This is a genomic window from Streptomyces silvae (assembly GCF_016745505.1).
GTDB lineage: Bacteria > Actinomycetota > Actinomycetes > Streptomycetales > Streptomycetaceae > Streptomyces > Streptomyces silvae.
Map to the genome: position 1 here is coordinate 90,126 of NZ_JAERUC010000196.1, position 26,037 is coordinate 116,162.

The 26,037-nt window shown below is 69.0% G+C and carries 22 protein-coding genes; 8 read left to right on the forward strand and 14 right to left on the reverse strand.

Annotated features, from left to right (window positions below):
• Positions 1–49 precede the first annotated feature (49 nt).
• Positions 50–1,123 carry a PLL family lectin gene (locus JKV81_RS32565; RefSeq protein WP_129266128.1) on the reverse strand — a complete coding sequence of 358 codons (1,074 nt, stop codon included), beginning with the start codon at positions 1,121–1,123 and terminating at the stop codon, positions 50–52.
• A 400-nt stretch (positions 1,124–1,523) separates the two neighbouring features.
• On the opposite strand from JKV81_RS32565, the gene JKV81_RS32570 reads away from it, so the two are divergent.
• Both JKV81_RS32570 and JKV81_RS32575 read left to right on the forward strand, forming a co-directional pair.
• The gene (locus JKV81_RS32570; RefSeq protein ID WP_129266127.1) at positions 1,524–2,609 is read left to right on the forward strand and encodes an LCP family protein; all 1,086 of its coding nucleotides are present in this window, start codon (positions 1,524–1,526) and stop codon (positions 2,607–2,609) included.
• Positions 2,610–2,626: 17 nt separating this feature from the next.
• Positions 2,627–3,028, forward strand: coding sequence for an NYN domain-containing protein (locus JKV81_RS32575; RefSeq protein WP_129266126.1), 402 nt, complete (start codon positions 2,627–2,629; stop codon positions 3,026–3,028).
• A gap of 5 nt (positions 3,029–3,033) precedes the next feature.
• Here the strand turns inward: JKV81_RS32575 and JKV81_RS32580 are convergent, their stop codons facing one another.
• The 9 genes from JKV81_RS32580 to ngcE form a co-directional block, all read right to left on the reverse strand.
• The gene (locus JKV81_RS32580; protein ID WP_129266125.1) at positions 3,034–4,536 is read right to left on the reverse strand and encodes an amino acid permease; all 1,503 of its coding nucleotides are present in this window, start codon (positions 4,534–4,536) and stop codon (positions 3,034–3,036) included.
• Positions 4,537–4,699: 163 nt separating this feature from the next.
• Positions 4,700–6,613, reverse strand: a complete 1,914-nt coding sequence (dxs, locus tag JKV81_RS32585; protein ID WP_099174880.1) for a 1-deoxy-D-xylulose-5-phosphate synthase — start codon at positions 6,611–6,613, stop codon at positions 4,700–4,702.
• 173 nt (positions 6,614–6,786) lie between these two features.
• The gene (locus tag JKV81_RS32590) at positions 6,787–8,064 is read right to left on the reverse strand and encodes a sugar ABC transporter permease (RefSeq protein WP_124275350.1); all 1,278 of its coding nucleotides are present in this window, start codon (positions 8,062–8,064) and stop codon (positions 6,787–6,789) included.
• The gene (locus JKV81_RS32595) at positions 8,061–8,849 is read right to left on the reverse strand and encodes an ATP-binding cassette domain-containing protein (RefSeq protein WP_124275349.1); all 789 of its coding nucleotides are present in this window, start codon (positions 8,847–8,849) and stop codon (positions 8,061–8,063) included. The genes JKV81_RS32590 and JKV81_RS32595 overlap by 4 nt, the downstream gene beginning before the upstream one ends.
• A gap of 196 nt (positions 8,850–9,045) precedes the next feature.
• Entirely contained in the window at positions 9,046–10,155 is a 1,110-nt protein-coding gene (locus JKV81_RS32600) for a sugar ABC transporter substrate-binding protein (protein WP_129266124.1), read from the reverse strand.
• Positions 10,156–10,275: 120 nt separating this feature from the next.
• Entirely contained in the window at positions 10,276–11,475 is a 1,200-nt protein-coding gene (locus tag JKV81_RS32605; RefSeq protein WP_129266123.1) for an ROK family transcriptional regulator, read from the reverse strand.
• Positions 11,476–11,775: 300 nt separating this feature from the next.
• Positions 11,776–12,693 carry a carbohydrate ABC transporter permease gene (locus JKV81_RS32610; protein WP_124275346.1) on the reverse strand — a complete coding sequence of 306 codons (918 nt, stop codon included), beginning with the start codon at positions 12,691–12,693 and terminating at the stop codon, positions 11,776–11,778.
• 97 nt (positions 12,694–12,790) lie between these two features.
• Positions 12,791–13,714: a carbohydrate ABC transporter permease gene (locus JKV81_RS32615; protein ID WP_202079222.1), complete on the reverse strand. Its 924-nt coding sequence runs from the start codon at positions 13,712–13,714 to the stop codon at positions 12,791–12,793.
• A 50-nt stretch (positions 13,715–13,764) separates the two neighbouring features.
• On the reverse strand, positions 13,765–15,213 hold the full coding sequence (gene ngcE, locus JKV81_RS32620) for an N-acetylglucosamine/diacetylchitobiose ABC transporter substrate-binding protein (RefSeq protein WP_124275344.1): 1,449 nt from the start codon (positions 15,211–15,213) through the stop codon (positions 13,765–13,767).
• A 496-nt stretch (positions 15,214–15,709) separates the two neighbouring features.
• Here ngcE and JKV81_RS32625 point away from each other — a divergent pair, with 496 nt between their 5' ends.
• On the forward strand, positions 15,710–19,558 hold the full coding sequence (locus JKV81_RS32625; RefSeq protein ID WP_129266122.1) for a GH92 family glycosyl hydrolase: 3,849 nt from the start codon (positions 15,710–15,712) through the stop codon (positions 19,556–19,558).
• Between the two features lie 78 nt (positions 19,559–19,636).
• Here JKV81_RS32625 and JKV81_RS32630 read toward each other — a convergent pair whose 3' ends face one another.
• A complete protein-coding gene (locus JKV81_RS32630; protein ID WP_202079224.1) occupies positions 19,637–19,873 on the reverse strand; it encodes a hypothetical protein in 237 nt (78 codons plus the stop codon).
• A 45-nt stretch (positions 19,874–19,918) separates the two neighbouring features.
• Between JKV81_RS32630 and JKV81_RS32635 the strand changes: the two genes are divergently transcribed.
• From JKV81_RS32635 to JKV81_RS32655, 5 genes are all read left to right on the forward strand, one after another.
• Positions 19,919–21,388: a hypothetical protein gene (locus JKV81_RS32635; RefSeq protein ID WP_236058336.1), complete on the forward strand. Its 1,470-nt coding sequence runs from the start codon at positions 19,919–19,921 to the stop codon at positions 21,386–21,388.
• Positions 21,389–21,574: 186 nt separating this feature from the next.
• A complete protein-coding gene (locus JKV81_RS32640) occupies positions 21,575–22,252 on the forward strand; it encodes a hypothetical protein (protein WP_202079226.1) in 678 nt (225 codons plus the stop codon).
• A 64-nt stretch (positions 22,253–22,316) separates the two neighbouring features.
• Positions 22,317–22,955, forward strand: a complete 639-nt coding sequence (locus JKV81_RS32645) for a class F sortase (RefSeq protein WP_241748541.1) — start codon at positions 22,317–22,319, stop codon at positions 22,953–22,955.
• 154 nt (positions 22,956–23,109) lie between these two features.
• Positions 23,110–23,955 carry a helix-turn-helix domain-containing protein gene (locus JKV81_RS32650; protein ID WP_202079227.1) on the forward strand — a complete coding sequence of 282 codons (846 nt, stop codon included), beginning with the start codon at positions 23,110–23,112 and terminating at the stop codon, positions 23,953–23,955.
• Positions 23,939–24,145, forward strand: a complete 207-nt coding sequence (locus JKV81_RS32655; protein WP_129266119.1) for a DUF397 domain-containing protein — start codon at positions 23,939–23,941, stop codon at positions 24,143–24,145. Before JKV81_RS32650 ends, JKV81_RS32655 begins: the two co-directional genes overlap by 17 nt.
• A 12-nt stretch (positions 24,146–24,157) precedes the next feature.
• Here the strand turns inward: JKV81_RS32655 and JKV81_RS32660 are convergent, their stop codons facing one another.
• From JKV81_RS32660 to JKV81_RS32670, 3 genes are all read right to left on the reverse strand, one after another.
• Positions 24,158–24,379 (reverse strand): hypothetical protein, encoded by a 222-nt coding sequence (locus JKV81_RS32660; protein ID WP_129266118.1) that lies wholly within the window; start codon positions 24,377–24,379, stop codon positions 24,158–24,160.
• Complete coding sequence (locus JKV81_RS36740; RefSeq protein ID WP_202079229.1) at positions 24,376–25,284, reverse strand: TetR family transcriptional regulator C-terminal domain-containing protein; 909 nt, start codon at positions 25,282–25,284, stop codon at positions 24,376–24,378. The genes JKV81_RS32660 and JKV81_RS36740 overlap by 4 nt, the downstream gene beginning before the upstream one ends.
• A gap of 69 nt (positions 25,285–25,353) precedes the next feature.
• On the reverse strand, positions 25,354–25,977 hold the full coding sequence (locus tag JKV81_RS32670; protein WP_202079231.1) for a histidine phosphatase family protein: 624 nt from the start codon (positions 25,975–25,977) through the stop codon (positions 25,354–25,356).
• Positions 25,978–26,037: the final 60 nt, after the last annotated feature.

Here is a 26,037-nt window from a genome sequence, read left to right on the forward strand (position 1 = left end):
TCCGGCCGGAGGCCGCCCCGCGTGCCCCGCGTGCTGCGCGGGGCCGGGCTCAGACGCGGAGCCAGCCCTCCAGGGCCATGCCCTGCTGGTCCGCCCGCTGCCTGGTCACGCTCAGCCCGCCCTCGCGGCCGATCGCCGCGACGACCAGCCGGCCCGCCCGGTCGCGGGCGAGTGCGGGTGCGCCCGCGCAGGGCTCGTCGGTGTCGGCCCACCACGCGCCGGCGGATTCCAGCTCCGTCGGGTAGGCGGTCACCGCGAGGGTGCCGGTCCCCTCGGCCTGGGCCAGCACGGTGCAGTCGTAGCCGTCCACGACGCACCGGGACAGGGCGAGCGGTCCCCGGCCCGACCGGCCGTCCAGCGGCGCGGGCGCGACATCCTCGTCGCCGGGTCCGGGCACCCGGTAGGCGACGACGTCACCGGTGGCCTCGTCCCGCCAGAAATGGGTGACCCGGTCCTCGTAGGACTCGATGCCCGACGCCGTCTCCGGGCGGGCGATGAACACCAGGTTGGGAGCACGGTCCAGGGAGCCTCCCGGCTTCTCCTGCCGCCACACGTACACGCCCTTGTCGGCGGGCATGAAGAGTTCGACGCGGCCCGATCCGGTGACGACCGCGGAGATGCCTTCCCGCACCCGCTTGCAGGGCAGGGCCGTCCACTTGCCCCAGGTGCCGCCCTGACCGCGCCGGCGGGTGAACACCCCGCCGGTCGCGCTGCGGACGAAGACGTGGACCACGTCGCTCCCGTCGACGACGGCCACCGGCGCACCGATGGCCGCCGCCTGCGCGGCGTCCTGCCCGTGCGGGTTGCCGATCGCGTGCCAGCCGGTCATCGGCCGGCCCGTCTGGTACTGGGAGGCGTAGACGATCTCCAGGGGTGCCTGGGGGCCCTGGCCCTTGCGGCGCATCGTGAAGAGGTCGACGTAACCGTGGGCACTGCGCGCGACCGAGAGGTACGGGAGCATCCCCCCGTCGGCGAGCAGGAGTTCGGGCGGGGACCAGCCGGCGGGCTGCTGCGCGGACTCGGTCCAGCGCACGATGCCCCCGGTCCTTCCGGCGGCGTACGCGGTGAGGCGGCCTTCCCTGTCCGGTACGAGCCACCCGGTGGTGCGCGGCGCGGCGGCCACGCCGCGCGGTGCGGAGGCGGGCCGGCCGGCGGCTCCGGAAGAGGTCCCCCCGACAGGATCACCGGCACGTCTGCGCCCTGAACGCACACCCATTGTTCCCCGCCCGTTCTTCACCGAGTACTTCCTCCGGTGCCGAACGGCGATGGGCGGAGTCCCGTGGTTTTTTCTGTCGAATGACCAGTTTTGCTTTCACAGCGTCAACTGGTGTCACAATAATACTCGACAGGGGTCGATTTCAGCGTGCTTCCTATCACAGAATGCGACTTCGAGGCGTGAACAACGCCCGGACGATACGCACCGAGGGACGGCTCCGGATCACCTGGACCGGACCGTCCGCCTTTTCCCTTCCTCTCCTCTCGCACGCGCCCGGCGCGTCCCGACGGAAGAACCAGACGAGCCCATGACTGACCAGACGTCTTCCCACCGGTCCGACGGCACGCCCTCCAGACGCGCCCCCAAGCCCCGTAAGCGCCGGCGCGGCCTCAAGATCACGCTCGGGATCCTGCTCGTGCTCCTGCTCGCGGGCGGTGGCACGGCCTACTGGATGTACAAGGACCTCGACGACAACATCACCGGCGTCGACATCGACAAGGCGCTCGGCGAGGACCGTCCCGAGAAGCTCCCCACCACCGGTCAGAACCTGCTCGTCCTCGGTTCCGACTCGCGCGCCGGCGCCGAGAACCAGGAGCTGGGCGGCGGCGGTGCCGTCAGCGGGGCGCGGTCCGACACCGCGCTGGTGGTGCACATACCCGAGGGCCGCACCGAGGCCGTCGCCGTGTCCATCCCGCGCGACACCCTCGTGACACGGCCCGAGTGCGTGAAGTCCGACGGTTCGGCCATGGCGTCCGCCGAGCGCGTCATGTTCAACTCCGTGTACTCGCAGGTCGGTCCGGCCTGTGTGGTGAAGACCGTCGAGAAGATGTCCGGGATCCGCATCGACCACTACCTGGAGATCAACTTCGCCGGGTTCAAGGATCTGGTCGACGCCATCGGCGGCGTCACCGTCAAGGTCGAGGAGCCGATCAAGGACAAGGCCTCCGGCCTCGACCTCACCGCCGGTACGCACAAGCTCGACGGCACCCAGTCCCTCGCCTACGTCCGTACGCGCCACGGCATCGGGGACGGCAGCGACCTGGGGCGCATCGGGCTCCAGCAGCAGTTCCTGCTCGCGCTGCTCACCGAGATCAAGTCGCAGGACCTGCTGGGCAGTCCGACGACGACGTACAGGATCGCCAACTCCGCGACCAAGTCGCTGACGACCGACGAGGGGCTCGCCTCCCTGACCTCGCTCAGCGAGTTCGCCCGCTCCATGAACGGCGTCGATCCCTCCACCATGGAGACGATCATGCTGCCGGTCGCCTACGACAAGCAGGACCCGAACCGCGTCGTGGCCGCCGAGCCGCAGGCGGGCGACCTCTGGAAGGCCATCCGCAAGGACGGCACGATCCCCGAGTCCGCGAAGAAGTCTCCGGCCACCGGCGGCTGACCTGACATCCTTCGGGGATGACGGATGAGAGGGCCCTCGTGATCGTCGACGCCGCCAATGTGGTGGGGTCGGTTCCGGACGGCTGGTGGCGGGACCGGCGGGGCGCCGCCGAGCGGCTGCGGGACTCGCTGGTCCCGTACGCCGCCCAGGGGCTGCCCGGGGAGTCCGGGCCCGTCGAGCTGGTGCTGGTCGTGGAGGGCGCCGCGCGTGGGGTCGCCTCCGTGCCGGGGGTGCGCGTGGAGGCGGCGCCCGGCAGCGGGGACGATCTGATCGCCGAGCTGGCCGCCACCGCCCACGGCGTACGGACCTGTGTCGTCGTCACGGCCGACCGTGGGCTGCGGCAGCGGGTGGAGGCGTACGGGGCCCGGTGCACGGGCCCGCGTACGGTCCGGCCGCTGCCGCCGTCACGCGGGGTCTGACAGCGTCAGGACGCCTTCGCCATACGGCTGTTCCTTCGCCCGTACGCGAAGTAGATGATCACGCCGAGCAGCATCCAGATCGCGAACCGGAGCCAGGTCTCCGCAGGCAGGTTCAGCATCAGCCAGACCGACGCCGCGACCGAGACGATCGGGAGCAGCGGCACCCACGGGGTGCGGAAGGCGCGGTGGAGGTCGGGGCGGGTGCGGCGCAGGACGATGACGCCGAGGGCCACGACCACGAAGGCGAAGAGCGTGCCGATGTTCACCAGGGTCGCCAGCTCGTTGATGCTCGTGAAGCCGGCCACGACCGCGATGATCACGCCGAGCAGGATGGTCGGGCGGTACGGGGTCCCGAAGCGCGGGTGTGTCACCGAGAAGAACCGCGGGAGCAGTCCGTCGCGGCTCATCGCGAAGAACACCCGGGTCTGGCCGAGCAGGAGGATCATGCAGACCGTGGTGAGGCCGACGGCCGCGCCGAAGCTGATGACACCCGCGTAGAAGGGGTGGCCGACGGCCTTGAAGGCGTCGGCGAGCGGGGCGCTGACGGAGAGTTCGGAGTAGTTCTGCATGCCGGTGACGACGATCGACACGGCGACGTAGAGCAGGGTGCAGATGACGAGCGAGGCGAGGATGCCGCGGGGCATGTCGCGCTGCGGGACCCTGGTCTCCTCGGCCGCGGTGGCCACGACATCGAAGCCGATGAAGGCGAAGAAGACGATGGAGGCCGCGGTGAAGATGCCCATGATGCCGAAGTTCGTCGGTTCGTAGCCGAAGATCAGCTGGACGAGCGGTGCGTCCAGGCCCGAGCCCGAGGGCTGCTTCTCCGCCTCGGGGATGAAGGGCGAGTAGTTGGACGCCTTGATGAAGAACAGGCCGGCGATGATCACGATGCCCACGACCGCCAGCTTGATGGCGACGACGACCGTGGTCACCCGGGCGGACAGCTTCATCCCGAGGACCAGGATCACGGTCAGGATCAGCACCAGGGCGAACGCCAGGATGTCGAAGCCGAAGCCGCTCGCCACGTCCGGGCCGGACAGCGCCTCGGGCATCGTCCAGCCGATGTTGTCCAGGAGCGAGCGGACGTAGCCGGACCAGCCGACCGCCACCACCGCCGTGCCCAGCGCGAACTCCAGCACCAGGTCCCAGCCGATGATCCAGGCGACCAGCTCGCCCAGGGAGGCGTAGGAGAAGGTGTACGCCGATCCCGCCACCGGGACGGTGGAGGCGAACTCGGCGTAGCAGAGGGCCGCGAGCGCGCAGACGATGCCCGCGGCGACGAACGCGAGGGCCGTGGCGGGGCCCGCCGTCTCCTTGGCGACCTTGCCCGTGAGGACGAAGATTCCGGTGCCGATGATGACACCCACCCCGAAGACCGTGAGGTCCAGCGCGGAGAGGGATTTCTTGAGCGCGTGCTCCGGTTCCTCGGTATCGCGGATGGACTGCTCGACCGTCTTGGTCCGGAACAGTCCCTTTCCGCTGGGGGGCGTGTCCTGCTGCGTGCTCACCGGCGTACCTCCACGCACTCGTCGTGCACGCCATGATTCGGAACCGGACGCCCCGAAATACGCAGTACGCCCCGATTTCACGCGAATGGGCCGGTCGGACCACCCGAGTGGGGTGGCCGACCGGCCCGGCGCGGTGCTGAGCGGTGCTGTGCCGTGCGGAGGGTCAGTCGCGGACCGGCTCCACGGCCCGGCTCTCGTACCGGCCGTCGAGCTTGGCCACCAGGCCGGTGACCTGGCGGGCGATGTCCGGTGCGGTCAGCCCGATCTCGGCCATGACCTCGCCGCGCGAGGCGTGGTCGAGGAACACCGGCGGGATGCCGAAGTCGCGCAGCGGTACGTCGACGTCCGCGTCCCGCAGGGCCTGGGCGACGGCGGAGCCGACGCCGCCGGCCCTGCTGTTGTCCTCGACGGTGACGACGACCCGGTGGCCCGCGGCGAGCGGGGCGAGCGCCTCGTCGACGGGCTTGACCCAGCGCGGGTCGACCACCGTGGTGGAGATGCCCTGGGCGTCGAGCAGCGAGGCGATCTCCAGGCACATCGGGGCGAGCGCGCCGACGGAGACCAGGAGGACGTCGGGCGTGTCCGTGCCCGCGTCGCGCAGGACGTCCATGCCGCCGACGGTGCCGACGGCCTTGACCGCCGGGCCGACCGCGCCCTTGGAGAAGCGGACGACGGTGGGTGCGTCGTCCACGTCGACGGCCTCGCGCAGCTGGGCGCGGACCTGGTCGGCGTCGCGCGGGGCGGCGATGCGCAGGGTGGGCACGCACTGGAGGATCGACATGTCCCACATGCCGTTGTGCGAGGCGCCGTCCGTGCCCGTGACACCGGCCCGGTCCAGGACGAAGGTCACGCCGCACTTGTGCAGGGCCACGTCCATCAGGACCTGGTCGAAGGCGCGGTTCAGGAAGGTCGCGTACACCGCGAAGACGGGGTGCAGACCGCCGGTGGCCAGGCCCGCCGCGGAGACCGCGCCGTGCTGCTCGGCGATCCCGACGTCGTAGATCCGGTCCGGGAAGGCCTCCTCGAACTTGCCGAGGCCGACGGGCTGGAGCATGGCCGCCGTGATGGCGACGATGTCCTCGCGCTCGTGGCCCAGCTTGACCATTTCCTCGCCGAAGACCGAGGTCCAGTCGAGGCCGGAGGTCGAGATCGGCAGGCCGGTGTCCGGGTGGATCTTGCCGACCGCGTGGAAGCGGTCCGCCTCGTCCTGGAGGGCCGGGGTGTAGCCGCGGCCCTTCTCGGTGAGGCAGTGCACGATGACCGGGCCGCCGAAGCGCTTGGCCCGCTGGAGCGCGGACTCCAGGGCCTCGATGTCGTGGCCGTCGATCGGGCCGACGTACTTCAGGCCGAGGTCCTCGAACATGCCCTGCGGGGCGATGAAGTCCTTGAGGCCCTTCTTGGCGCCGTGCAGGGTCTCGTACAGGGGCCTGCCGACGACCGGCGTGCGCTCCAGGAGGTCCTTGCCACGGGCCAGGAACCGCTCGTACCCGTCCGTGGTGCGGAGGGTGGCGAGGTGGTTCGCGAGGCCGCCGATGGTCGGGGCGTACGAGCGCTCGTTGTCGTTGACGACGATGACGAGGGGGCGGTCCTTGGCGGCGGCGATGTTGTTCAGCGCCTCCCAGGCCATGCCGCCGGTGAGCGCGCCGTCACCGATGACGGCGACGACGTGGTCGTCCTTGCCCAGGACCTCGTTGGCCTTGGCGAGGCCGTCGGCCCAGCCGAGGACCGTCGAGGCGTGGGAGTTCTCGATGACGTCGTGCTCGGACTCCGCGCGGGACGGGTATCCGGAGAGCCCGCCCTTGCTCTTGAGCTTCGAGAAGTCCTGCCGGCCGGTGAGCAGCTTGTGCACATAGCTCTGGTGGCCGGTGTCGAAGAGGACCTTGTCCTGCGGCGACTCGAAGACGCGGTGCAGGGCGATGGTCAGCTCGACCACGCCCAGGTTCGGGCCGAGGTGGCCGCCGGTCTTGGACACCGCCTCGACGAGGAAGGTACGGATCTCCCCGGCGAGCTGGTCCAGCTGCTCGAGGCCGAGCCGGTCCAGGTCGCGCGGTCCCCTGATGCGGGTCAGCAGATCCACCCGTGCCTCCTTGCGTGTGAGCTGATCGAGCTTGCCGATCCGATGAGTCTAATGTTCCGCCGACGGCCCCGGTCATCGGGCGGCGCATTCCGTCGCGCCGCGCCGGTTCCCGCCGGACGCGCGGGTGCCCGACGTCACGGAGGACGCCGGGCACATGTGCGCAGGTGCGAAGGTCAGGCGCGGCCTGCGGTCTTCTGCGTCTTGCGGCTGATGGAGTCGATGACGACCGTGATGAGAAGAACAGCGCCGGTGATCATGTAGTTGATCGGCGTGGCGATGCCTTCGAGGGCCAGGCCGTACTGGATCGAGACGATCACCATGACGCCGAGCAGGGCGTTCCAGGTGCGGCCCCTGCCACCGAAGAGGCTCGTGCCGCCGATGACGGCCGCCGCGATGACGTTCATCAGGAGGTCACCGCCGCCGGATCCCTGGTTGGCTGCCGCGATCTTGGAGGCCCAGAACAGGCCGCCGATCGCCGCGAAGGTGCCGGCGATGGAGAAGACCGAGATCCGGATCGCGGTGACGTTGATGCCCGCGCGGCGGGACGCCTCGACGCTGCCGCCGAGCGCGAAGATCTTCCGGCCGTAGGCGGTGCGGCGCAGGACGAAGTCCGTACCGACCAGGACCACGAGGAAGAGGACCAGGGCCAGCGGGAGACCGCGGTACTGGTTGAACATGAACGCGGCGCCGAAGGAGAACAGCGCCAGGATGGCGGTGCGCACCACGATGTCGACGAGCGGCCGCGACGGGACGCCCGCGGCCTCGCGGCGGCGGGTGTCCAGGAAGGCGGAGAGGAAGTAGCCGATCACCGCGACGGCCGCGAGGCCGTAGGCGGCGGCGACGTCCGTGAAGTAGTAGGTGGTCAGCTTGCCGATGACGCCGTCGCTGTCCAGGTTGATGGTGCCGGTGTCGCCGAGCAACTGGAGCATGAAGCCCAGCCAGAACAACAGACCGGCGAGGGTGACGGCGAATGCGGGGGCGCCGATCCGCGCGAAGAAGAAGCCGTGGATCGCGCCGATGACCGCACCGCTGGCGATCGCGATGAGGACGGCGAGCCACTCGTTCACCCCGTGGGTGACGCTGAGCACGGCCACGACCGCGCCGGCGACACCGCTGACCGAGCCGACCGAGAGGTCGATCTCACCGAGCAGCAGCACGAAGATGATGCCGACGGCCATCATGCCGGTGGCCACCATCGTGACCGCGATGTCGCTGACGTTCTTCGCGGAGAGGAACTCGGAGTTCAGGCTCTGGAAGACGACGCAGATGATGAGCAGGCCGATGACCACGGGGATCGAGCCGAGGTCACCGCCGCGCATCTTGCGCTTGAACTCGGTGAGGTATCCGGCGAGGCCCTGCTCGCGGACGAGCAGCCGGGGGTCGACCACGGTGTCGGCGCCCTTGGCCGCCTCCGGGTTGACCACTGCGGTGGACGTCTTGTCGGTTGTCACTTCTGGGCCTCCGCGTTGCGCGCCGCACGACGGGTCACGGCGTTCTCCGTGGCGCCCGTGATGGCGGAGATGATCTCTTCCTGCGAGGTGGTCTTCACATCGAAGACACCGTTGTTCCGGCCCAGCCGGAGCACCGCGACCTTGTCGGCGACGGCCTTCACATCGGCCATGTTGTGGCTGATGAGGATGACCGCGTGACCGCGCTCGCGCAGCCGCTCGACGAGGTCGAGGACCTGCGCGGTCTGCTCGACACCGAGGGCGGCGGTCGGCTCGTCGAGGATGACGAGCTTGGGCTCGCCCAGCATCGAACGGGCGATGGCGACCGTCTGGCGCTGACCGCCGGACAGGGACGCGATCGGGATGCGGACGCTGGGGATGCGGATCGACAGCGTGCTGAGGAGCTCGCGCGAGCGGCGCTCCATCTCGACCTCGTCGAGGATCCCGAACTTGCGGAGCTCCCTGCCGAGGTAGAGGTTGCCGACGACGTCGATGTTGTCGCAGAGCGCGAGGTCCTGGTAGACGGTCGCGATCCCCAGGTTCTGGGCATCGTGCGGCTTGGATATCTGGACCGGGCGGCCGTCCCACTCGATGACTCCGTCATCGATGGGGTGCACACCTGCGATCGTCTTCACCAGCGTTGATTTACCGGCGCCGTTGTCACCCACCAGGGCGACCACCTCACCGGCGTGGACCTCAAGCTCTACGTCGGTGAGCGCCTGGACGGCACCGAACCGCTTGGAGACCCCTCGCAACGCCAACACGGGCGTAGCGGACACGTGAACCATCTCCTTCGCCGCCTGACCCGGCGGGGATACCGCGCCTCTGGGGGGAGGCTCGGTGGTTGAGCAGAAGAGTGAGAGAGAGCAGAAGCATTCTGTCCGGCACCCGGCCCGGCAGCGGGACAGTTGATGGACCGGGCGCCGGACAGGCTTCGCGGGGCCGCCCGGCCCTGCCCCGGGGGGCCGGCCGGGCGGCTGGGGCCTAGTTCAGGCCGGCGTCGGTGCAGGCGGCCTTGTACTTGGCCGAGCAGATCTCGTCGAGCGTCCAGATGCCGTCCTTGATGACGGTCTCCTTGATGTTCGTCTTGGTCAGCGAGATGACCGGGACGATGACCGTCGGGATGCCCTTGGTGCCGGCATTGTCGATCTTGGACGTGGCGATGGAGTCGAGCTTCTCGCCCTTGGCGAGTGCGACGGCCATCTCCGCGGCGACGATGCCCTCCTGCGGGTAGGACTTGTAGACGCTCATGAACTGCTCACCGGTGAGGATGCGCTGCACACCGGCGAGTTCGGCGTCCTGGCCGGTGACCGGCGGGAGCTTGGAGAGACCGGCGGACTTGAGGGCCTGGATGATGCCGCCCGCCATGCCGTCGTTGGCGGAGTAGACGCCGGCGATCTTGTCCTTGCCGAGGGCCGTGATCGCGCCCTCCATGTTGGCGTTGGCGTTCTCCGGCTTCCACTCCTTGGTGTCGTACTCCTTGCCGTACGTCACCTTGCCGTCGAGCACCGACTTGGCACCCTTCTTGAAGAGCGCGGCGTTCGGGTCGGTGATCGCGCCGTTCATCATCACGATGGTGGGCTTGGCGGCGTCGCCCAGCGCCTCCAGCAGGGCCTTGCCCTGCGCGCGGCCGACCTCTTCGTTGTCGAAGGAGGTGTAGGCGTCGATCGGGCCCTCGGCGAGGCGGTCGAAGGCGACGACGGGGATGCCCTCGTCCTTGGCCTTCTTCACGCTGTTCTCGATGGCCTTGGCGTCGACGGCGTCGATGATGAGCGCGTCGACCTTGTTCGTGATCATGGTGTCGACCTGCTGCGCCTGCAGCGTGGCGTCCTGCTTGGCGTTGGCGTAGACGACCTCGCCCTTGCCGCTGGTCAGCTCGCTGACCTTCTTCTCGATGACCGGCTTGTCGAACTTCTCGTAACGGGCGGTGACGTTCTCGGGAAGGAGCAGGCCGATCTTGATCGCGTCGCCCTTCTTACCCGAGTCCGTGGAGGCCTTGTCGCCCGACTCCTTGGCACTCCCGCAAGCGGCGAGCGAGACGGCCATGGTGGTGGCGGCAACGGCAACGGCGGCACGACGCATACGCGTGTTCATTTTCGAACCTCCCTGACGAGGCCGCGACGTTGCGGCCGAGGTGGCTGGAAGTCAACTCGGCCGCGAGGTCAGCGTCAAGGAGTAAATACTTAACGAGATGACAACGGTGCCATTCGTTATCTAAGTGAAGGCAGGAGTGCTCGCGGGGAGGGTGCTCTCCAAAAGGGTTGAATCCCCCATCTCGCTGAGCACGAGGGCCAGCGCGCCCAGCACCTCGGCCCGCCCGCCGAGCGCCCCGGGGAGCACCGAGAGCTGCCGGGCGGCACTGGGAATGGCGTAGCGCGAGACCGAGTCGCGGATGGGCCCCAGCACCAACTCCCCCGCCTCCGCGAGGGATCCGCCGAGCACGACACGGCTCGGGTTCAGCAGGTTGCACAGGTTGGCCACGCCGCTGCCGATGTGCCGGCCGACGTCCCCGATGACCCTGCGGCAGCCCGGATCGCCCTCACGGGCCAGCTGGACCATCCGCTCCATGGTGAGATCCGCCCCGTGGCTGGGCTTGAGCAGGGGCAGGACGTACCGGGCGGCGGTGAAGGTCTCCAGGCAGCCGCGGTTGCCGCAGCGGCACACAGGGCCCGATTCGTCGAGGGTGATGTGGCCGATCTCGCCGGCCGTGCCCCCGGGGCCCCGGTAGATGTGCCCGTCGATCACCAGGCCCGCGCCGACCCCGCTGGCGACCTTGATGTACGCCAGGTCCTTGACGCCCCGGCCGCCGCCCCAGACGAGCTCGCCGAGCGCCCCCAGGTTGGCGTCGTTGTCCACGTACACCGGTACGCCGAGACGTCCGGCGAGCTCCTGGCTGGGGTTGATACCCGTCCAGCCCGGCAGGATCGAGGTGGAGCCCAGGGTGCCGGACTCGACGTCGATGGGGCCCGGCACCCCGAGGCCCACGCCGATCACCTTCCCGGGGCTGATCCCGGTGGTCTCGATCAAGCGGTTGACCAGCTGTTCCGCCCGGCCGAAGCCCTGCGCCGACGAGGCATCCACGTCGAGCGGCTCGGACTCCTCCGCCAGCACCTGGTGGGCCAGGTTGCCGATGGCCACCCTCAGGTGCGTATGACCGAAGTCCACCCCTATGACGATGCCCGCGTCCCCGCTCAGGGAGACGCTCCTGGCGCGGCGGCCGCCCGCCGAGGTGGGGGTCACCTCGACCGTGCCGCCGTCCTTGAGTTCGCGCACGATGTTGGAGACGGTGGCTGCGGAGAGGCCGGTGCTCCTGGCGATCTCGGCCTGGGTCAGGGACCCCGCCATCCGTACGGCACGTACGACCCGCTCAAGGTTGGCCCTATGCAGAGATGTCTGCGACCCCGGAGTCTCCATCGACTCACTCACTCCTGCCGTTTTCTCTAACATGTGAACCCTAAGCTGAGCGTTTTGGGGTGCCCCCCGTCAAGACCTTGAGCAGCCGGAGCCTCCGATGAGCATCGGGCCTCCACATTCCGACAGGAGCAAAAGGGTCAGAAAGGGCATAAAGCCACCCTCCGGCCGGTGACCGGAGGGTGGTTCGCTGCCCAGGGGGCCTGTTCGGTTCTGGTGACTGTTGTTGCCCCGGGGGCGGGTGACGACAAGAGCTGACGTCGGCGGCCGGCGGCGACAAGAGATGGCGCCCGGGCGTCTCCCCTACTTGAGTGCCCCCGCCGTCAGCCCCGCGACGACCTGGCGCTGGAAGACGATGTACGCGGCGAGGACCGGCAGCATCGCCATCACCAGACCGGCGAAGAGACCCGACCAGTCCCCCTTGTACCCCTGGCTGGTGGCCAGTTCGACCAGGCCCTGGGAGAGCACCTTGCCGTCAGGGTCGGTGTTCAGCACCGTCGGCAGCATGTACTGGTTCCACTGCCCCAGGAAGTTGAAGATCCCGACGCTGATCAGACCGGGCTTCGCCATCGGCAGCATCACCTGGAAGAACGTCCGGGTGTGCGTGGCCCCGTCGAGCATGGCCGCTTCCGCGATCGAGGTCGGCAGGGTACGGAAGAACGAGGTGAGGAAGAAGACGGTGAAGGGCAGCGAGTAGGCGATGTAGACCAGGATCAGCCCGTGCACCGAGTTCAGCAGGCCCATGTTGTTCATGACGAAGAACAGCGGGACCAGCGCCAGGATGATCGGGAAGCTCATCCCGCCGATGAAGAGGAAGTAGATGAAGCGGTTCCCCGGGAAGTCGAACCGCGCCAGCACGTACGCCGCCATCGAGCCCAGCAGCAGCGTGCCGATGAGTGAACCGCCCACCACCAGGATGGTGTTCAGGAAGTAGTCGCTCATATGGGCCTGGTTCCAGGCCCGCGACCAGTTCTCGAAGTGCAGCTTGTCCGGCAGCGACCAGGGCGTCGACAGGATGGAGTCGTCCGTCTTGAACGACGACATCACCGCCCAGAGCAGCGGCATGACGACGAGCACCGCCCAGATGACCAGCACACCGTGCGAGAAGACATTGAGGACCTTGCCCTCGCTGCTCTTCGCCGGCTCCACGGCCGGGGCGGCCGTCTTGGTCACCGGCGAGCGCGGTGCCGGGACGGCGGGAGGAGTCTCAGTGACCTTCATGTGTGCTCACCTCGTACAGCTGTCGAGCCGGCCCCCGGGACCGAACTGTTCCGCGCGCCACCGGTCGTCCGGTCGCCGTACCCCGCAACGAACCGCATCAGAACTCCAGCCGCTCGCGCCGGCCCAGCTTCATCACGATGCCCGCGAAGAGCATGGTGACGATGAGCAGCCCGACACCGATCGTGGTGGCGTAGCCGGCCTGGGCGTCCCGGAAGGCCGTCTGGTAGACGTACAGCGGCAGGACGGTGGTGGAGTAGTCGGGGCCGCCCGGGCCCACCGTCATGACCTGTACGGCGGTGAAGGCCTCCACCCCGAGCGCCAGGATGCCCATGTAGACCCAGCCGGACTGCACGGTGTCCCAGAGCAGCGGCAGCGTGATCTTGAAGAACGTCGTGATGCGGCTGGCCCCGTCGAGCAGGGCGGCCTCGTAGAAGTCCTTCGGGATGGACGCCATTCCGGCGGAGAAGAGGACGACGAAGAATCCGACCGTCGACCAGATCAGGACGACCATGACGCAGTACAGCGCCAGATCCGGATCGCCCAGCCAGTCCGGCTGGAGGCTCTTGAGCCCGACGGCCTTGAGTGTCGCGTTCAGCATTCCGGAGGTCGGGTTGAACGCGAACTGGAAGAGCAGGGCCACGATCACGATCGACAGGACCTGCGGGAAGAAATACGCGACCTTGTAGAAAGCGGAGCCGCGCACGCCGGCGACCGCGGCGTTCTTACGCCGGCGGCCACCGACATTGAGCATGAAGGCGAAGAAGAGCGCGAGGCCCAGCGTCACCAGTGGCAGCAGCAGCGCCAGCAGCACACTGTGCTGCAGTGACTTCCAGAAGATGTCGTCGTCGAGCATCCGACTGTAGTTGTCGAAGCCGACCATCTTGAAGTCCGAGCTCAGTCCGGTCCAGTCCGTGAACGAGTAGTAGATGGACTGGGCGAAGGGCCAGATGACGAAGATGGCGTACAACGCCAGTGGGGCTGCCAGGAACCCCACGATGAACCGGTACTTGCCGTGCTGCATCGTTTACCGACCCCGATTTCCGAGCGGGTGCCGCCACTGGTGACGGTGACTCACTGGTGCTTGTAGTGCTTGATGGACTGGTCCTTGGCCGCCGCGTCGGCGAAGCCCTGGATCTTCTTGATGGTCTCCGCCGGGGTCGCGCGGCCGGCCATCATCTCGCCGATTCCGGCGATACCGATCTGCTCCTTCTGCAGCTTCACGTACCAGTCCTGCATACGCGGGTTCACGACGTTCTCGCCGGCCTTCGCCAGGACGTCCACGCCGGACTGCAGCGCGGTGGAGAGCGTCAGACCGTCGGTGCCGCCGTTGAAGGCGCTGAGGGACTTCACCGACTTGGTGAAGTTCTTGGAGGACTCCTCGCTGAGCATGATGCGCAGCTGCTCCATGCCGCCCTCGGTGTTCTTCGCCTTCGCCGGGACGATGAAGGGCTCACCGCCGGACGCCCACAGGGTGCCGAAGGGCATCTTGTCGGAGGAGTCCAGGCTGGACGGCGCGCCGACCATCATCTTGAAGTCCTCGGGCGTGGTGGGCGCGGCCTCGTTCTCCACCCACGAGCCGTTCGGGATGAAGAGCGCCTTGCCCTTGGTCCACTCGGTCTGCGACTGGATGTGCGTCAGACCGGGCGTGCCCTTGAGGATGTAGCCCTTCTGGAAGAGCTCGTAGTACGCCTCGAACGCGGCCTTGACGGCCGGGTCCTTCCAGGCGTTGGGCTCCAGGTTGTCGATCTTGTCGAGGACCTCGCGGCCGCCGATCTTGGCGATGAAGGGGTAGAGCGAGAACGGCAGGTAGTACGGGTACTTGCCCGGGTACGTCCAGCCGGCGATGCCCTTCTTCTTCGCCTTGGCGCAGAGCGCGAGCATGTCGTCCCAGTTCTCCGGGTACGTCGCGTCGAGCTTCTCGAGGTTGGTCTGCGAGTACCAGACGCCGTAGACCGTGTACGCGTAGTACATGATCCAGACCGGGTCGCCGTCGAACTGGCCCATCTCCAGGACACCGGGGCGCAGCGTGTCGCGGACCTTCTTCGACGGGTCGTCGTACGACGGGGCGTCCATCAGCGGCGTCAGGTCGGCGAGCTGCTTTTTGCCGACCAGGACACCCATGTCCATCTGCTCGGCACCCGAGTTGTCGATCAGGTCCGGCGGGGTGCCGCCGTTGAAGCGCGGCTGGAGGATCGACTGGATCTTCTCGGTCGCGGAGTGCTTGACCTTGGGTGCCTTGGGAAAGGCCTCGTTGTACTTCTTCTCGGCGTCGATGGCGTACTGCTCGCCGAAACCACCGTTGAAGATGACGACCTCGAGGGCGGCTGTCTCATTGACACCGAGCGGGTTCTTCGCGCTCTTGGTGCCCTTCTCGGCCTTCTCGTCGCTTCCGCCGTCGCTGCTCGCGCAGGCGGACAGGAAGCTCATCGTCGGAACAGCGATCAGGCCGAGTGCGGCAGAACGCTTGATCACATCGCGACGGCCAAGGCCCTCATTCGTGCGGCCGGAGGTGGATCCCATGCTCAAGTCCTCGCCTTCTCCAGGACTCAGGCGGTGTACCGGTCACCCGTCGTGAATTCGCCTCAGGCGAAGGGTCCCGCCACCGCGGTCAGTTGCGCTTGGGTCGTGCAGATTGCCGGATTTCCAGATGCAGTGGGGGAGTTTCGGGCGAACGCACGGCAGGACGCCCTCGCGCCCGCAGCTGCTCGCCCTCCCCCGTGCCCGCGTGCCGTTGTGAAGCGGCTGTGCAGACGCCGACAGGTATAGTCCACTTGCCGCCAACTGAGCAAGATCGAATGCATGGTTGAGCGGCAGTCTTTCCCGAGTTGAGACCTCACGGACACCTCGGCACCGCGCGCCTTCGCGCGAAAACGCCGTTTCCCGCAATACGGTCGAATCAACGGCGTCCACCGCATGCAACACCCTTGACACATCCCGTCACTTGGCTCCCTACTGGAACCCGCATCCCCCAATGACAACGTTGTCCAGAGCTCGCCCCCGGGAGGAACGGCTCCGTATGCAGCCCCTACGTGGTCCTCAGCACGGCTCGCGTCACAGACACAGCCACTCCGCCGCGGTCCTCGCGGCCTCTCTCGTCCTGGCCCTGGCGGCCCCCACCGCGGCCCTCGCCCAGCCCTCCGGCGCCACCAAGAAGCCCTCCGGCGACACGTCGTTCAGCTCCTCCTTCGAGGCGGACGAAAAGCAGCCGGACTGGCGTAATACCGTCGAAGAAGGCGTCGACGGGAAGAAGAGGGCATCGGGTGTGGACGGCGGATTCTCCGCCGGAATACCGGGCAATGTCACCGATCAGGTCACGGATCTGCGCGCCAGCGGCGAGAATGCCGACGGCGGTGAGGTCAAGGAGAACCTGACCGACGGGGAGCCCGGCACCAAGTGGCTGGCCTTCAAGTCCACGGGCTGGGTCGAGTTCGACCTCGCCGAGCCCGTCAAGGTCGTGACCTACGCCCTCACTTCGGCCAACGACCACGACGAGCGGGACCCCAAGGACTGGACCCTGAAGGGCTCATCCGACGGCAAGACGTGGACGGATCTGGACACCCGCACCGGCCAGACGTTCTCGGAGCGCCTCCAGACCAAGTCGTACGACTTCACGACGGACACCGCCTACCAGCACTTCCGGCTGGAGATCACGAAGAACAACGGCGCCTCCGACGCGCTCCAGCTCGCCGACGTGCAGTTCTCGAACGGGGACACCTCCACCCCCGCCCCCGACGACATGCGCACCCAGGCCGACCGGGGCCCCTCGGGCTCCCCCACCGCCAAGCAGGGCGCCGGGTTCACGGGGAAGAAGGCGCTGCGCTACGCGGGTACGCACAAGCCGGACGGCCGCGCCTACTCGTACAACAAGGTCTTCGACGTCAACACCGCGGTCACCAAGGACACCCAGCTGTCCTACCTGGTGTACCCGCAGATGGGCGAGACGGACCTCAGCTACCCCGCGACGCACGTGGCGGTGGACCTGGCCTTCACCGACGGCACCTACCTGAGCGAGCTGAAGGCCACCGACAGCCACGGCGGGCTGCTCACCCCGCAGGGCCAGGCCGATGCCAAGCGGCTGTACGTGAACCAGTGGAACAAGGTCGCCTCGCGGATCGGCACGGTCGCGGCGGGCAAGACCGTCGACCGGATCCTGGTGGCGTACGACTCCCCCAAGGGCCCGTCGAAGTTCCAGGGCTGGATCGACGACGTCACGATCGCCCCGAAGGCCCCGGAGAAGCGCAAGGCGCACCTGTCGGACTACGCGTCGACCGTACGGGGCACCAACTCCAGCGGCGGCTTCTCGCGCGGCAACAACTTCCCCGCCACCGCGGTCCCGCATGGCTTCAACTTCTGGACGCCGGTGACCAACGCCGGCTCCACGAGCTGGCTGTACGACTACGCGCGGGGCAACAACGAGGACAACCTGCCCACGCTGCAGGCGTTCAGCGCCAGCCATGAGCCGAGCCCCTGGATGGGCGACCGCCAGACCTTCCAGATGATGCCCTCGGCGGCCTCCGGCACCCCCGACGCCTCCCGCAAGGCCCGCGCGCTGCCGTTCCGCCACGAGAACGAGACGGCGACCCCGCACTACTACGGGGTGACGTTCGAGAACGGCCTCAAGGCCGAGATGACGCCCACCGACCACGCGGCCCGCATGCAGTTCACCTACCCCGGTGACGACGCGAGCCTCGTCTTCGACAATGTCTCCAACGACGGCGGCCTCACCCTCGACGCGAAGACCGGTTCCTTCACCGGCTACTCCGACGTGAAGAGCGGCGGCTCCACCGGAGCGACACGCCTCTTCGTATACGGCTCCTTCGACGCGCCGGTCACCGACAGCGGCAAGCTGAAGGGCGGCGGCGGAGACGACGTCACCGGCTTCTTCCGCTTCGACGCGGGCAAGGACCGCAAGGTCGGCCTGCGCCTGGCCACCTCGCTCATCAGCGTCGACCAGGCGAAGAAGAACCTCGCCATGGAGCTGCCGGCGAAGGACTCCTTCTCCAAGGTCCGGAAGAACGCGCAGAAGGCCTGGGACAAGATCCTCGGCAAGGTCGAGGTCGAGGGCGCGAACGCCGACCAGCTGACCACGCTCTACTCCAGCCTGTACCGGCTCTACCTCTACCCGAACTCGGGCTTCGAGCAGGTCGACGGCAGAAGCACCTACGCGAGCCCCTTCTCGCCGCAGACCGGCACGGACACCCCGACCCACACCGGCGCGAAGATCGTCAAGGGTGAGGTGTACGTCAACAACGGCTTCTGGGACACCTACCGGACGACCTGGCCGGCGTACTCCTTCCTCACGCCGAAGCAGGCCGGGAAGATGGTCGACGGCTTCGTCCAGCAGTACAAGGACGGCGGCTGGATCTCCCGTTGGTCCTCCCCCGGCTACTCCGACCTGATGACCGGGACCAGCTCCGACGTGGCCTTCGCCGACGCGTACGTCAAGGGCGTCGACTTCGACGCCGAGGCGGCGTACGACGCGGCGGTCAAGAACGCCACGGTGGCCCCGCCGTCCTCGGGCGTCGGCCGCAAGGGCATGGAGACCTCGGTCTTCACCGGTTACGCGAACACCGACACCCACGAGGGCCTCTCCTGGTCGCTGGAGGGCTACCTCAACGACTACGGCATCGCACAGATGGGCCAGGCCCTCTACAAGAAGACGAAGAAGCAGCGCTACAAGGAGGAGTCCGCATACTTCCTCAACCGCGCGCAGAACTACGTCAAGCTCTTCGACGACAAGGCCGGCTTCTTCCAGGGCAAGAAGGCGAACGGCGACTGGCGGCTCCCCTCCGACCAGTACGACCCCCGTGTCTGGGGCTACGACTACACGGAGACCAACGGCTGGGGCTACGCCTTCACGGCGCCGCAGGACAGCCGGGGCCTGGCCAACCTCTACGGCGGGCGTGACGGTCTGGCGAAGAAGCTGGACACGTACTTCTCGACGCCGGAGACGGCCGGACCCGAGTTCGTCGGCTCGTACGGCGGCGTGATCCACGAGATGACCGAGGCGCGCGACGTGCGGATGGGCCAGTACGGCCACAGCAACCAGGTCGCGCACCACGCCACGTACATGTACGACGCGGCCTCGCAGCCCTGGAAGACGCAGGAGAAGGTCCGCGAGGTCCTCGGCCGGCTGTACACGGGCAGCGAGATCGGCCAGGGCTACCACGGCGACGAGGACAACGGCGAGCAGTCGGCCTGGTTCCTCTTCTCCTCGCTCGGCTTCTACCCGCTGGTCATGGGCAGCGGTGAGTACGCGATCGGCTCGCCGCTCTTCACGAAGACGACCGTGCACCTGGAGAACGGGCGCGACCTGGTCGTCAAGGCCCCGAAGAACAGCTCCACGAACATCTACGTCCAGGGTCTGAAGGTCAACGGCAAGAAGTGGACGTCCACGTCGCTGCCGCACGACCTGCTCGCGAAGGGCGGGGTGCTGGAGTTCGACATGGGCGCCAAGCCGTCGGCGTGGGGCACGGGCAAGAACGCGGCCCCGGTTTCCGTCACCCAGGACGACAAGGTGCCCGCCCCGAAGGGCGACGTGCTCAAGGGCGACGGCGCGCTGTACGACGACACCTCCGCCACCTCGGCCACGGTCGCGTCGGTGGAGCTGCCGGCGGCCGCGGGCACGAAGGCGGTCCAGTACACGCTGACCTCGGCCACGGCGGCGAAGGCCCCGACGGGCTGGGTGCTCCAGGGGTCGGCGGACGGTACGTCCTGGAAGGACATCGACAAGAGGTCCGGCCAGACCTTCGCCTGGGACAAGCAGACCCGGGTGTTCTCGGTGCAGGCGCCGAAGGCGTACGCGAAGTACCGGCTGGTGAGCACGGAGGCGGCGACGCTGGCGGAGATCGAGCTGATCTCCTGATCCGTCCGCCGCACACGTAAGCACGCAGGAGAACGGGCCGCCCGCACGCCGGGCGGCCCGTTTCCGTGTGCGCGGCCGTCATGCCTGCCGGCCGGCCTCCTCCCGCAGGGCCTCGTCGACCGCCGCCCTGCTCACCGGATGCGCCTCGGGCGACGACTGGTCGACGCCGCGCACCGAACTCTCCGCCGTCGGCGAACTGGGGGCGGGCTTCCTCGGCCCGGAGAAGTCGCCCGCAGCCGGGTCGACCGTCACACCGGGTCCGGGTTCCTGGACGGAGGTCCGGCCCTCGCCCGGCACCCGGGTCGTCCTGCTCACCGCAGGCGGTGCGGACGGCATCCGACCGGTGACATAGTGCTCCGCATGCCCCCACGCATAACACTCCCCACCGGACGCGCGGCGGCCCTCGCGGCGGGCCTGCTCACCCTCCTCGCCGTGACCTTCCCGCCGGCCGCCGCGACCACCTCGGACAAGGTCGCGCTGAGCCTGAAGGACGTCCCGCGCACGATGGTGGCGTACCGCGCGGACGAGGGGGCCGAGGCGACGAACGGGGACTTCCAGGTGCCCGTGGCCGTCGTCCCCGGCAACAAGGAACCGGCCCGCAACATCAAGGTCGTGGTGGACGCCTCCGGCCTCAAGGACATCGCCCGCGTGACCGAGGGCGGTTACGGGAACTGCACCGGCAGCGGCTGGGTGTACACCTGCTCGTACGGAACCCTGCTCAACGACGGCGAGAGCAACGCCCCCTTCGACATCGTCGGCCTGGACGGTGTGGAGCCGGGCGACAGCGGCACGGTCACCTACACGGCGAGCGCGGACAACGCGGCGCCCGTCACCGGGACCACCCGCATGGTCGTCGGCGGGCCCACGCTGGGCGCACCCGGCGGGGAGACGAAGGTGAACGGCGTGAAGCCGGGCCAACCCGCCTCCCTCACACCGACGTTCGCCAACCACACCAGGTTCCCGGCGGACCGGGGCGTCGCGCTGCACGTCCGTGCGAGCGACGGCCTGACCCTGAAGGCCCGGCACAGCAACTGCACGTACGCGGGCGCCTCGTCCACATCGGCCTGGTGCGTGTTCCCCGCCGGAGCGGCGCCGGGAGCCGCCTACCGCACGAGTGCGCCGATCGTCTACGTCGCGGGAGCCGAGCAGCTCGACGGCACGCTGACCTACAGCTGGTCGTCCTCCCCGGAGAAGCACGCCGACCACACGGTCCGGGGTACGGGCGCGCCGATCACCCTGGTCCCCACGGCCGACGGCACGTTCGGGAGCACCGACGGCACCGTCGAGGTGGAGACCACGGCCCAGGCCGACTACCGGCCGGTCACCGCGACGGTCCGGGGGCACGTCGGCGACACGGTGGAGGTCCGCCTCGGCGTGCGGGCCCTGGGACCCGTCACACCGCGCGGCAACGAGGTGCGGGGACGCTTCGAGGTGGTCCCACCGGAGGGCACCACGGTCACCTCCATCCCGTACGCCTTCGAGGAGATGGACCGGGACTGGGGCTGCGACCGGCCCGAGGAACCCGGGGGCGCGTTCGTCTGCGACCTGGCGGGCGAGGCGCTGTCCTGGGCCGGGGAGGACGACGGGACGACCACCCTCGTGTTCCACGTGCGCATTGACCGGCAGGTCGCGGGGGCACGGGGCACCATCCGCGCGTACACCCCCTACGACCGCACTCCCGGCAACGACACCGCCGCGATCCCGCTCGACGCCTCGCCCGCCCCCGCCTACCGGGCCGTGCTCCGGCCGGCGGTCTGGATCCCGGTCGCCGTGGCCGCCCTCGTGACCCTGACAGCCCTCCACCGGCGCCACCGGCGACGCGCCGGCTGACCCTGCCTCAGGTTTTGCTCGGCGGTCAGGCGGCTTCGACCTGGGGATTCACTGACCGGTATCGGCTAGTCAGGGTACATTTGCGCGTTTTTACGGTGTCCCGACACACTCTTTTGAAGATCCATGTCATCTCTTAGGCGATCAGGTGATCAGTACGACAATCATCTCGGCTTGAAGGAGCCCAGCATGCGCTTTTCCGCTTCCCTCCGCTCCCGCAGCGCCCGCACAGGCACCAGGGTGGCCGCCGCCGTCGCCGTCGCCGGCGTCGCCCTGGCCGGAGCCCCTGCCGCGTTCGCCGTCGGCGAGAGCGGCGACATCGACGTCCGTTCCGTCAGCTGGCACTCGCGCGGTGACCGCGACGGTGTCGAGGTCTGCCAGTTCGCCCTCGTGGCGAACAACTTCGGTGAGCTCCCGATGGTCGTGTGGACGATCACCGAGCGCCCCCCGGGCAACACGCTGACGAACACCCTGCCGCTCTCGAACGGCCAGGCCCGCAGCCAGGAGTACCTGCTGCCCGAGGGCACGTACCAGCTGGCGTGGACCGTCGCCGGCGTCCCGAAGCAGAAGACCTTCGAGGTCGACTGCAACCGGCCCGCCCGGGGCGGCAGCCAGGAGGGCGGCCGTGGGGAGAACAGCGAGCAGGGCGCGTCCTCGGGCTCCGAGAAGAGCTCCGAGAAGACCTGGGAGAAGCCGTCCGGCGCGGTCCCCGCGGGCGGCGGCGGCGTCCCGGACATGGAGAGCGTCAGCTCCGAGAGCGACTCAAACATCGGGACCTCGGCCGCGCTGGTCGCCGGTGCCGCCGGTGTCGCGGGGCTGATCATGGTCCGTCGATCCGCACGGCGTCGTGCCCGCAACGAGGCCTGACAGGCGCGGCCGACGGCGACGACGGGGCCCGAGCCGCGCATGCCGGCTCACGATCACCCTGTGCGTGACCTTCTCGCTGGTGACCGGCGTCGTGTGGGCGAGTTCGGACTCGCCCGAGGACGCCTCGTCGGTCACCGCCGCCCGCGGCAACGACGCCGCGGGCGGCGGGGCGCCGCCCTTCCGCCGGGCGCCGCACACACCGCAGAAGGCGGTACCCGCCTCGCACGCCCCGCTGGTGCACTCCCGGCCGGTGAAGGTCTCCATCCCCGCGATCTTCATCGAGGCCCCGGTCATCGGACTGGCCCTCGACAAGAAGGGCAGGCTCGGCGCCCCACCGCTGAGCAAGCCCAAAGTGGTGGGGTGGTACGGGAAGGGCCCCTCCCCCGGCGAGGCGGGAACCTCGCTGCTCGTCGGCCACCGGGACACCGCGACAGGACCGGCGATCTTCCTCAACCTGAACGCCCTGCGCAAGGGGGACACCGTGAAGGTCGCCCGGGCGGACAAACGGACCGCGGTCTTCACGGTCGACGAGGTGAAGACCTACACGAAGGACAAGTTCCCCGACGACAAGGTGTACGGGCCCACCGGCCGTCCGGAGCTCAGGCTCCTGACCTGCGGCGGGCGCTTCGACAAGAAGAACGGCTACTCGGCGAACGTCGTCGTCTTCGCGCACCTCACCTCACTGAAGAAGAAGGCGGCCTGACGACCTGACACCGGGCACGCCACACGGAACCGGCCGGTACCTCGGGGGCGAGGTACCGGCCGTCCGCGTGCCCGGCACGGCTGCGCGGACCCGTCCGGGTGACGTCGGCGCAACCGCCGTGTACGGGGGCGGGGTAACCGCTAGTTTCCGGCACATGCCGCTGCCGAAGGACCTTGACCCCTACGCCGAGCCCCGTGCCTTCTACGGCGCGGAGCTCCGCCGGCTGCGGGAGGCGGCGGGTCTGTCGCAGAACGAGCTGGGTGAGCGGGCGTTCTGCTCGGGCACGTACATCGGGCTCTTCGAGGCGGCCGAGCGGCGCCCGCAGGAGGAGATCTCGCGCGCGCTGGACGGGCTGCTCGGCAGCGGCGAACACCTTCAGCGGCTGTGCCGGCTGGCCCGGCAGTCGAAGGTGGCGGAGTACTTCGCGGACGCGGCGGAGCTGGAGATGCGGGCGACCAGCATCTGCGAGTACGCGCCGATGCTCGTGCCGGGCGTGCTTCAGACACGTGAATACGCGAGGGCCGTGACGCGAGCCAGCCAGCGACTGGCCTCCGAGGCGACGGTAGAGGGACAGGTCTCCGCGCGCATGGAACGTGCAGGAATCCTGCTGCGCGACACGCCCCCGACCTTCTGGGCGATCCTGCACGAGGCTGCCCTCCGGGTACCGGTCGGAGGCTCCGACATCATGTCCGCTCAGCTCACCTGCCTCATCGAGTCGGCCCGGACCTGCCCTCACGTGATCATCCAGGTTCTTCCGTTCGACGCGGGGATGCACCCCTTCATGAACACGATGGTCTCGCTCATGTCGTTCGCCGATGCCCCACCAGCCGTGTACACGGAAGGCGCGTACTCCGGTCAGCTGACGGAAGAACCCGGGCTGGTAGCCGATGTCCAGGCCGCATACGATTTGGCACGGGCCATGGCCCTGTCACCGGAGGCCTCGCAGGCCCTGCTCGTATCGGCAGCGAAGGAGCACGCAGCTCATGGGAACCGCCCCTGATACCCGTACAGCGGTCTGGCGCAAGTCGACCTACAGCAACGGGGAGGGCGGCAGTTGCGTCGAGATCGCCGACGGCTTCCCCGGTCTCGTCCCCGTCCGTGACAGCAAGGCCCCCGACGGCCCCGCGCTCGTCTTCACCGCCGCGCCCTGGGCCTCGTTCGTCGGTGCCTTCAGGAGCGGCGCGCTCTGACTGGGCGGCTCGTCACTCCTGGTCGGGGGGCCGTCGGTTGATGTTCACCGTCACCTGGATGCCGCCGGCGACCGCGCCGCCCGCGACTCCCGTGGCCACTGCCACCTCGCCATGGCCGGTGAGTGCCAGGACGACCGTGGCGACGACGGAGCACAGGCCGGTGACGGCCGCGAGCCGTCCAGGGGTGTGCGCGTCGGCCCCGGAAGCCGCCGGAGGACGGGTGCTGGATGTCATGAGGTGCTCCGTCCCAGCCGCGCCGCCACGGCCTGCTCCAGGGTGAGGCCGTCCGAGTTCTCGGCCGGTTCGAGGAATCCGTGGATGACCGCGAGGGCGACCGTGCCCATCAGGGTGCGCTCCCGTTCCCGGTCGACGACCCCCGCCTGAGGGTCGCCGATGGAGCGCAGGATCACGCCGTCCGTGGCGGCGGACAGGGCGTTCGCGAGATCGTCCAGGCCGAGCCCCGCCCGGAGCCGCAGGCCCCGGGCCCGGAGGACCTCGGCGTACACCTGTTTCCAGGAGGAGAGGTAGCCCCGGTACGTGTCGGTGAGGACCCGCTGGACCCTGTCGTCGCCGTCGGCGAGCACCATCAGGGCGAGGCTGAGCCGCACGGACGGCATGCGGACGCTCTCCGCCGTGTGCAGATAGGCCGTTTCATGGACCGCCCGTACGAAGTCCTCGCCCACCACGAGTCTCTTCGTGGTGACCGACCTCTGCTCCAGGTATCCGGGGTGGTAATTCGTCGGCCACATCGCGAAGTTGATCAGGTCGGCGATGAAGTCCGACTGCGACCGCCAGGTGGTGCGTAACCTCGGCACCCCGCCCCGGCTGGGGAACGGGGGCGGGTTCTCGGCGACCGCCGCGGCGACCGCCCGCTGGGACAGGAATCCCAGCAGGGGGCGTTCGAGGGAGCGCCTGCTCCCGGAGGCGCAGGCGCTCCGTGCCGCGTCGGGCCCCAGGTTCCGCTCGATCAGCCGCATGCCCGCGGCCAGGTAGCCGGCGGTGCTCAGGCTGTTCGCGAGTTTCTTCCGGCCGGTGGCCGTGATCCGGCTGAGGTGCCGCAGGACGTGGGAGATGTCCTGGTCGTAGGGGTGGGGCAGGTGGCTCTTGTGCGCGATGTGCGGCTCGTTGGAGGTGTCCACCACTCGATGCTGGCGTCACGTCCCGGTCCCGCGCCAGGTGCGCACGTGCGCGACTTTTCCCGCTCCTGCTCAGTCGATGGCGTTGAACAGCCTCTCCGGCAGCGCCATGTTCAGCGCCGTCACCACCGGCTTGCCGTGTTCCGTGCCGAGGCGGGAGACCGCGCCCGTGGCGAGCTGGAAGAGTTCCCCGCTGGCGGGTGTCAGCCGCAGGTAGCGGGCGGTGAGCACGCGCAGGAAGTGTGAGTGGGCGACCAGGGCGATGTCCGCCTCGCCGAGGCGGGACGCCGCCGCGCGGACCTCGGCCAGGATGCGGTCCGCCCGGTCGCCGACCTCCTTCGGGCTCTCCCCCGGGTGCTCCTCGGGGCCGGGTGCGACACCGTCCGTCCAGAGGTTCCAGTCGGGGCGGGTGCGGCGGATCTCGACCGTGGTGATGCCCTCGTACGCCCCGTAGTCCCACTCGCGCAGATCCGGTGTCTCGCGCGGCGAGGTCAGGCCCGCCAGTTCGGCGGTGCGGCGGGCGCGGAGGTAGGGACTGACCAGGGTGAGCCCGATCTCGCGTTCGGCGAGGAGGGGGACGAGGGCGCGGGCCTGGCGCTCCCCGAGCTCGGTCAGGGGCAGGTCGGTCCAGCTCGTGTGCTGCCCGGACCGCGACCACTCGGTCTCGCCGTGCCGGATCAGGATCAACTCGCCCATGGGTGCTTCCGCTCTCTGTGCCGTACGCGTGCATAGGTGCCGCTCGTGCCAACCCGCTGG

What these genes read in the sequence shown, in the direction of transcription:
- JKV81_RS32660 (WP_129266118.1), bottom strand. Translation starts at nt 24,379, where the DNA reads ATGACATCCAGCACCCGTCCTCCGGCGGCTTCCGGGGCCGACGCGCAC.
- JKV81_RS32640 (WP_202079226.1), top strand. Translation starts at nt 21,575, where the DNA reads ATGCGCTTTTCCGCTTCCCTCCGCTCCCGCAGCGCCCGCACAGGCACC.
- JKV81_RS32655 (WP_129266119.1), top strand. Translation starts at nt 23,939, where the DNA reads ATGGGAACCGCCCCTGATACCCGTACAGCGGTCTGGCGCAAGTCGACC.
- JKV81_RS32650 (WP_202079227.1), top strand. Translation starts at nt 23,110, where the DNA reads ATGCCGCTGCCGAAGGACCTTGACCCCTACGCCGAGCCCCGTGCCTTC.
- JKV81_RS32570 (WP_129266127.1), top strand. Translation starts at nt 1,524, where the DNA reads ATGACTGACCAGACGTCTTCCCACCGGTCCGACGGCACGCCCTCCAGA.
- JKV81_RS32575 (WP_129266126.1), top strand. Translation starts at nt 2,627, where the DNA reads ATGACGGATGAGAGGGCCCTCGTGATCGTCGACGCCGCCAATGTGGTG.
- JKV81_RS32605 (WP_129266123.1), bottom strand. Translation starts at nt 11,475, where the DNA reads ATGGAGACTCCGGGGTCGCAGACATCTCTGCATAGGGCCAACCTTGAG.
- JKV81_RS32610 (WP_124275346.1), bottom strand. Translation starts at nt 12,693, where the DNA reads ATGAAGGTCACTGAGACTCCTCCCGCCGTCCCGGCACCGCGCTCGCCG.
- JKV81_RS32670 (WP_202079231.1), bottom strand. Translation starts at nt 25,977, where the DNA reads ATGGGCGAGTTGATCCTGATCCGGCACGGCGAGACCGAGTGGTCGCGG.
- JKV81_RS32615 (WP_202079222.1), bottom strand. Translation starts at nt 13,714, where the DNA reads ATGCAGCACGGCAAGTACCGGTTCATCGTGGGGTTCCTGGCAGCCCCA.
- JKV81_RS32635 (WP_236058336.1), top strand. Translation starts at nt 19,919, where the DNA reads ATGCCCCCACGCATAACACTCCCCACCGGACGCGCGGCGGCCCTCGCG.
- JKV81_RS32600 (WP_129266124.1), bottom strand. Translation starts at nt 10,155, where the DNA reads ATGAACACGCGTATGCGTCGTGCCGCCGTTGCCGTTGCCGCCACCACC.
- ngcE (WP_124275344.1), bottom strand. Translation starts at nt 15,213, where the DNA reads ATGGGATCCACCTCCGGCCGCACGAATGAGGGCCTTGGCCGTCGCGAT.
- JKV81_RS32595 (WP_124275349.1), bottom strand. Translation starts at nt 8,849, where the DNA reads ATGGTTCACGTGTCCGCTACGCCCGTGTTGGCGTTGCGAGGGGTCTCC.
- JKV81_RS32625 (WP_129266122.1), top strand. Translation starts at nt 15,710, where the DNA reads ATGCAGCCCCTACGTGGTCCTCAGCACGGCTCGCGTCACAGACACAGC.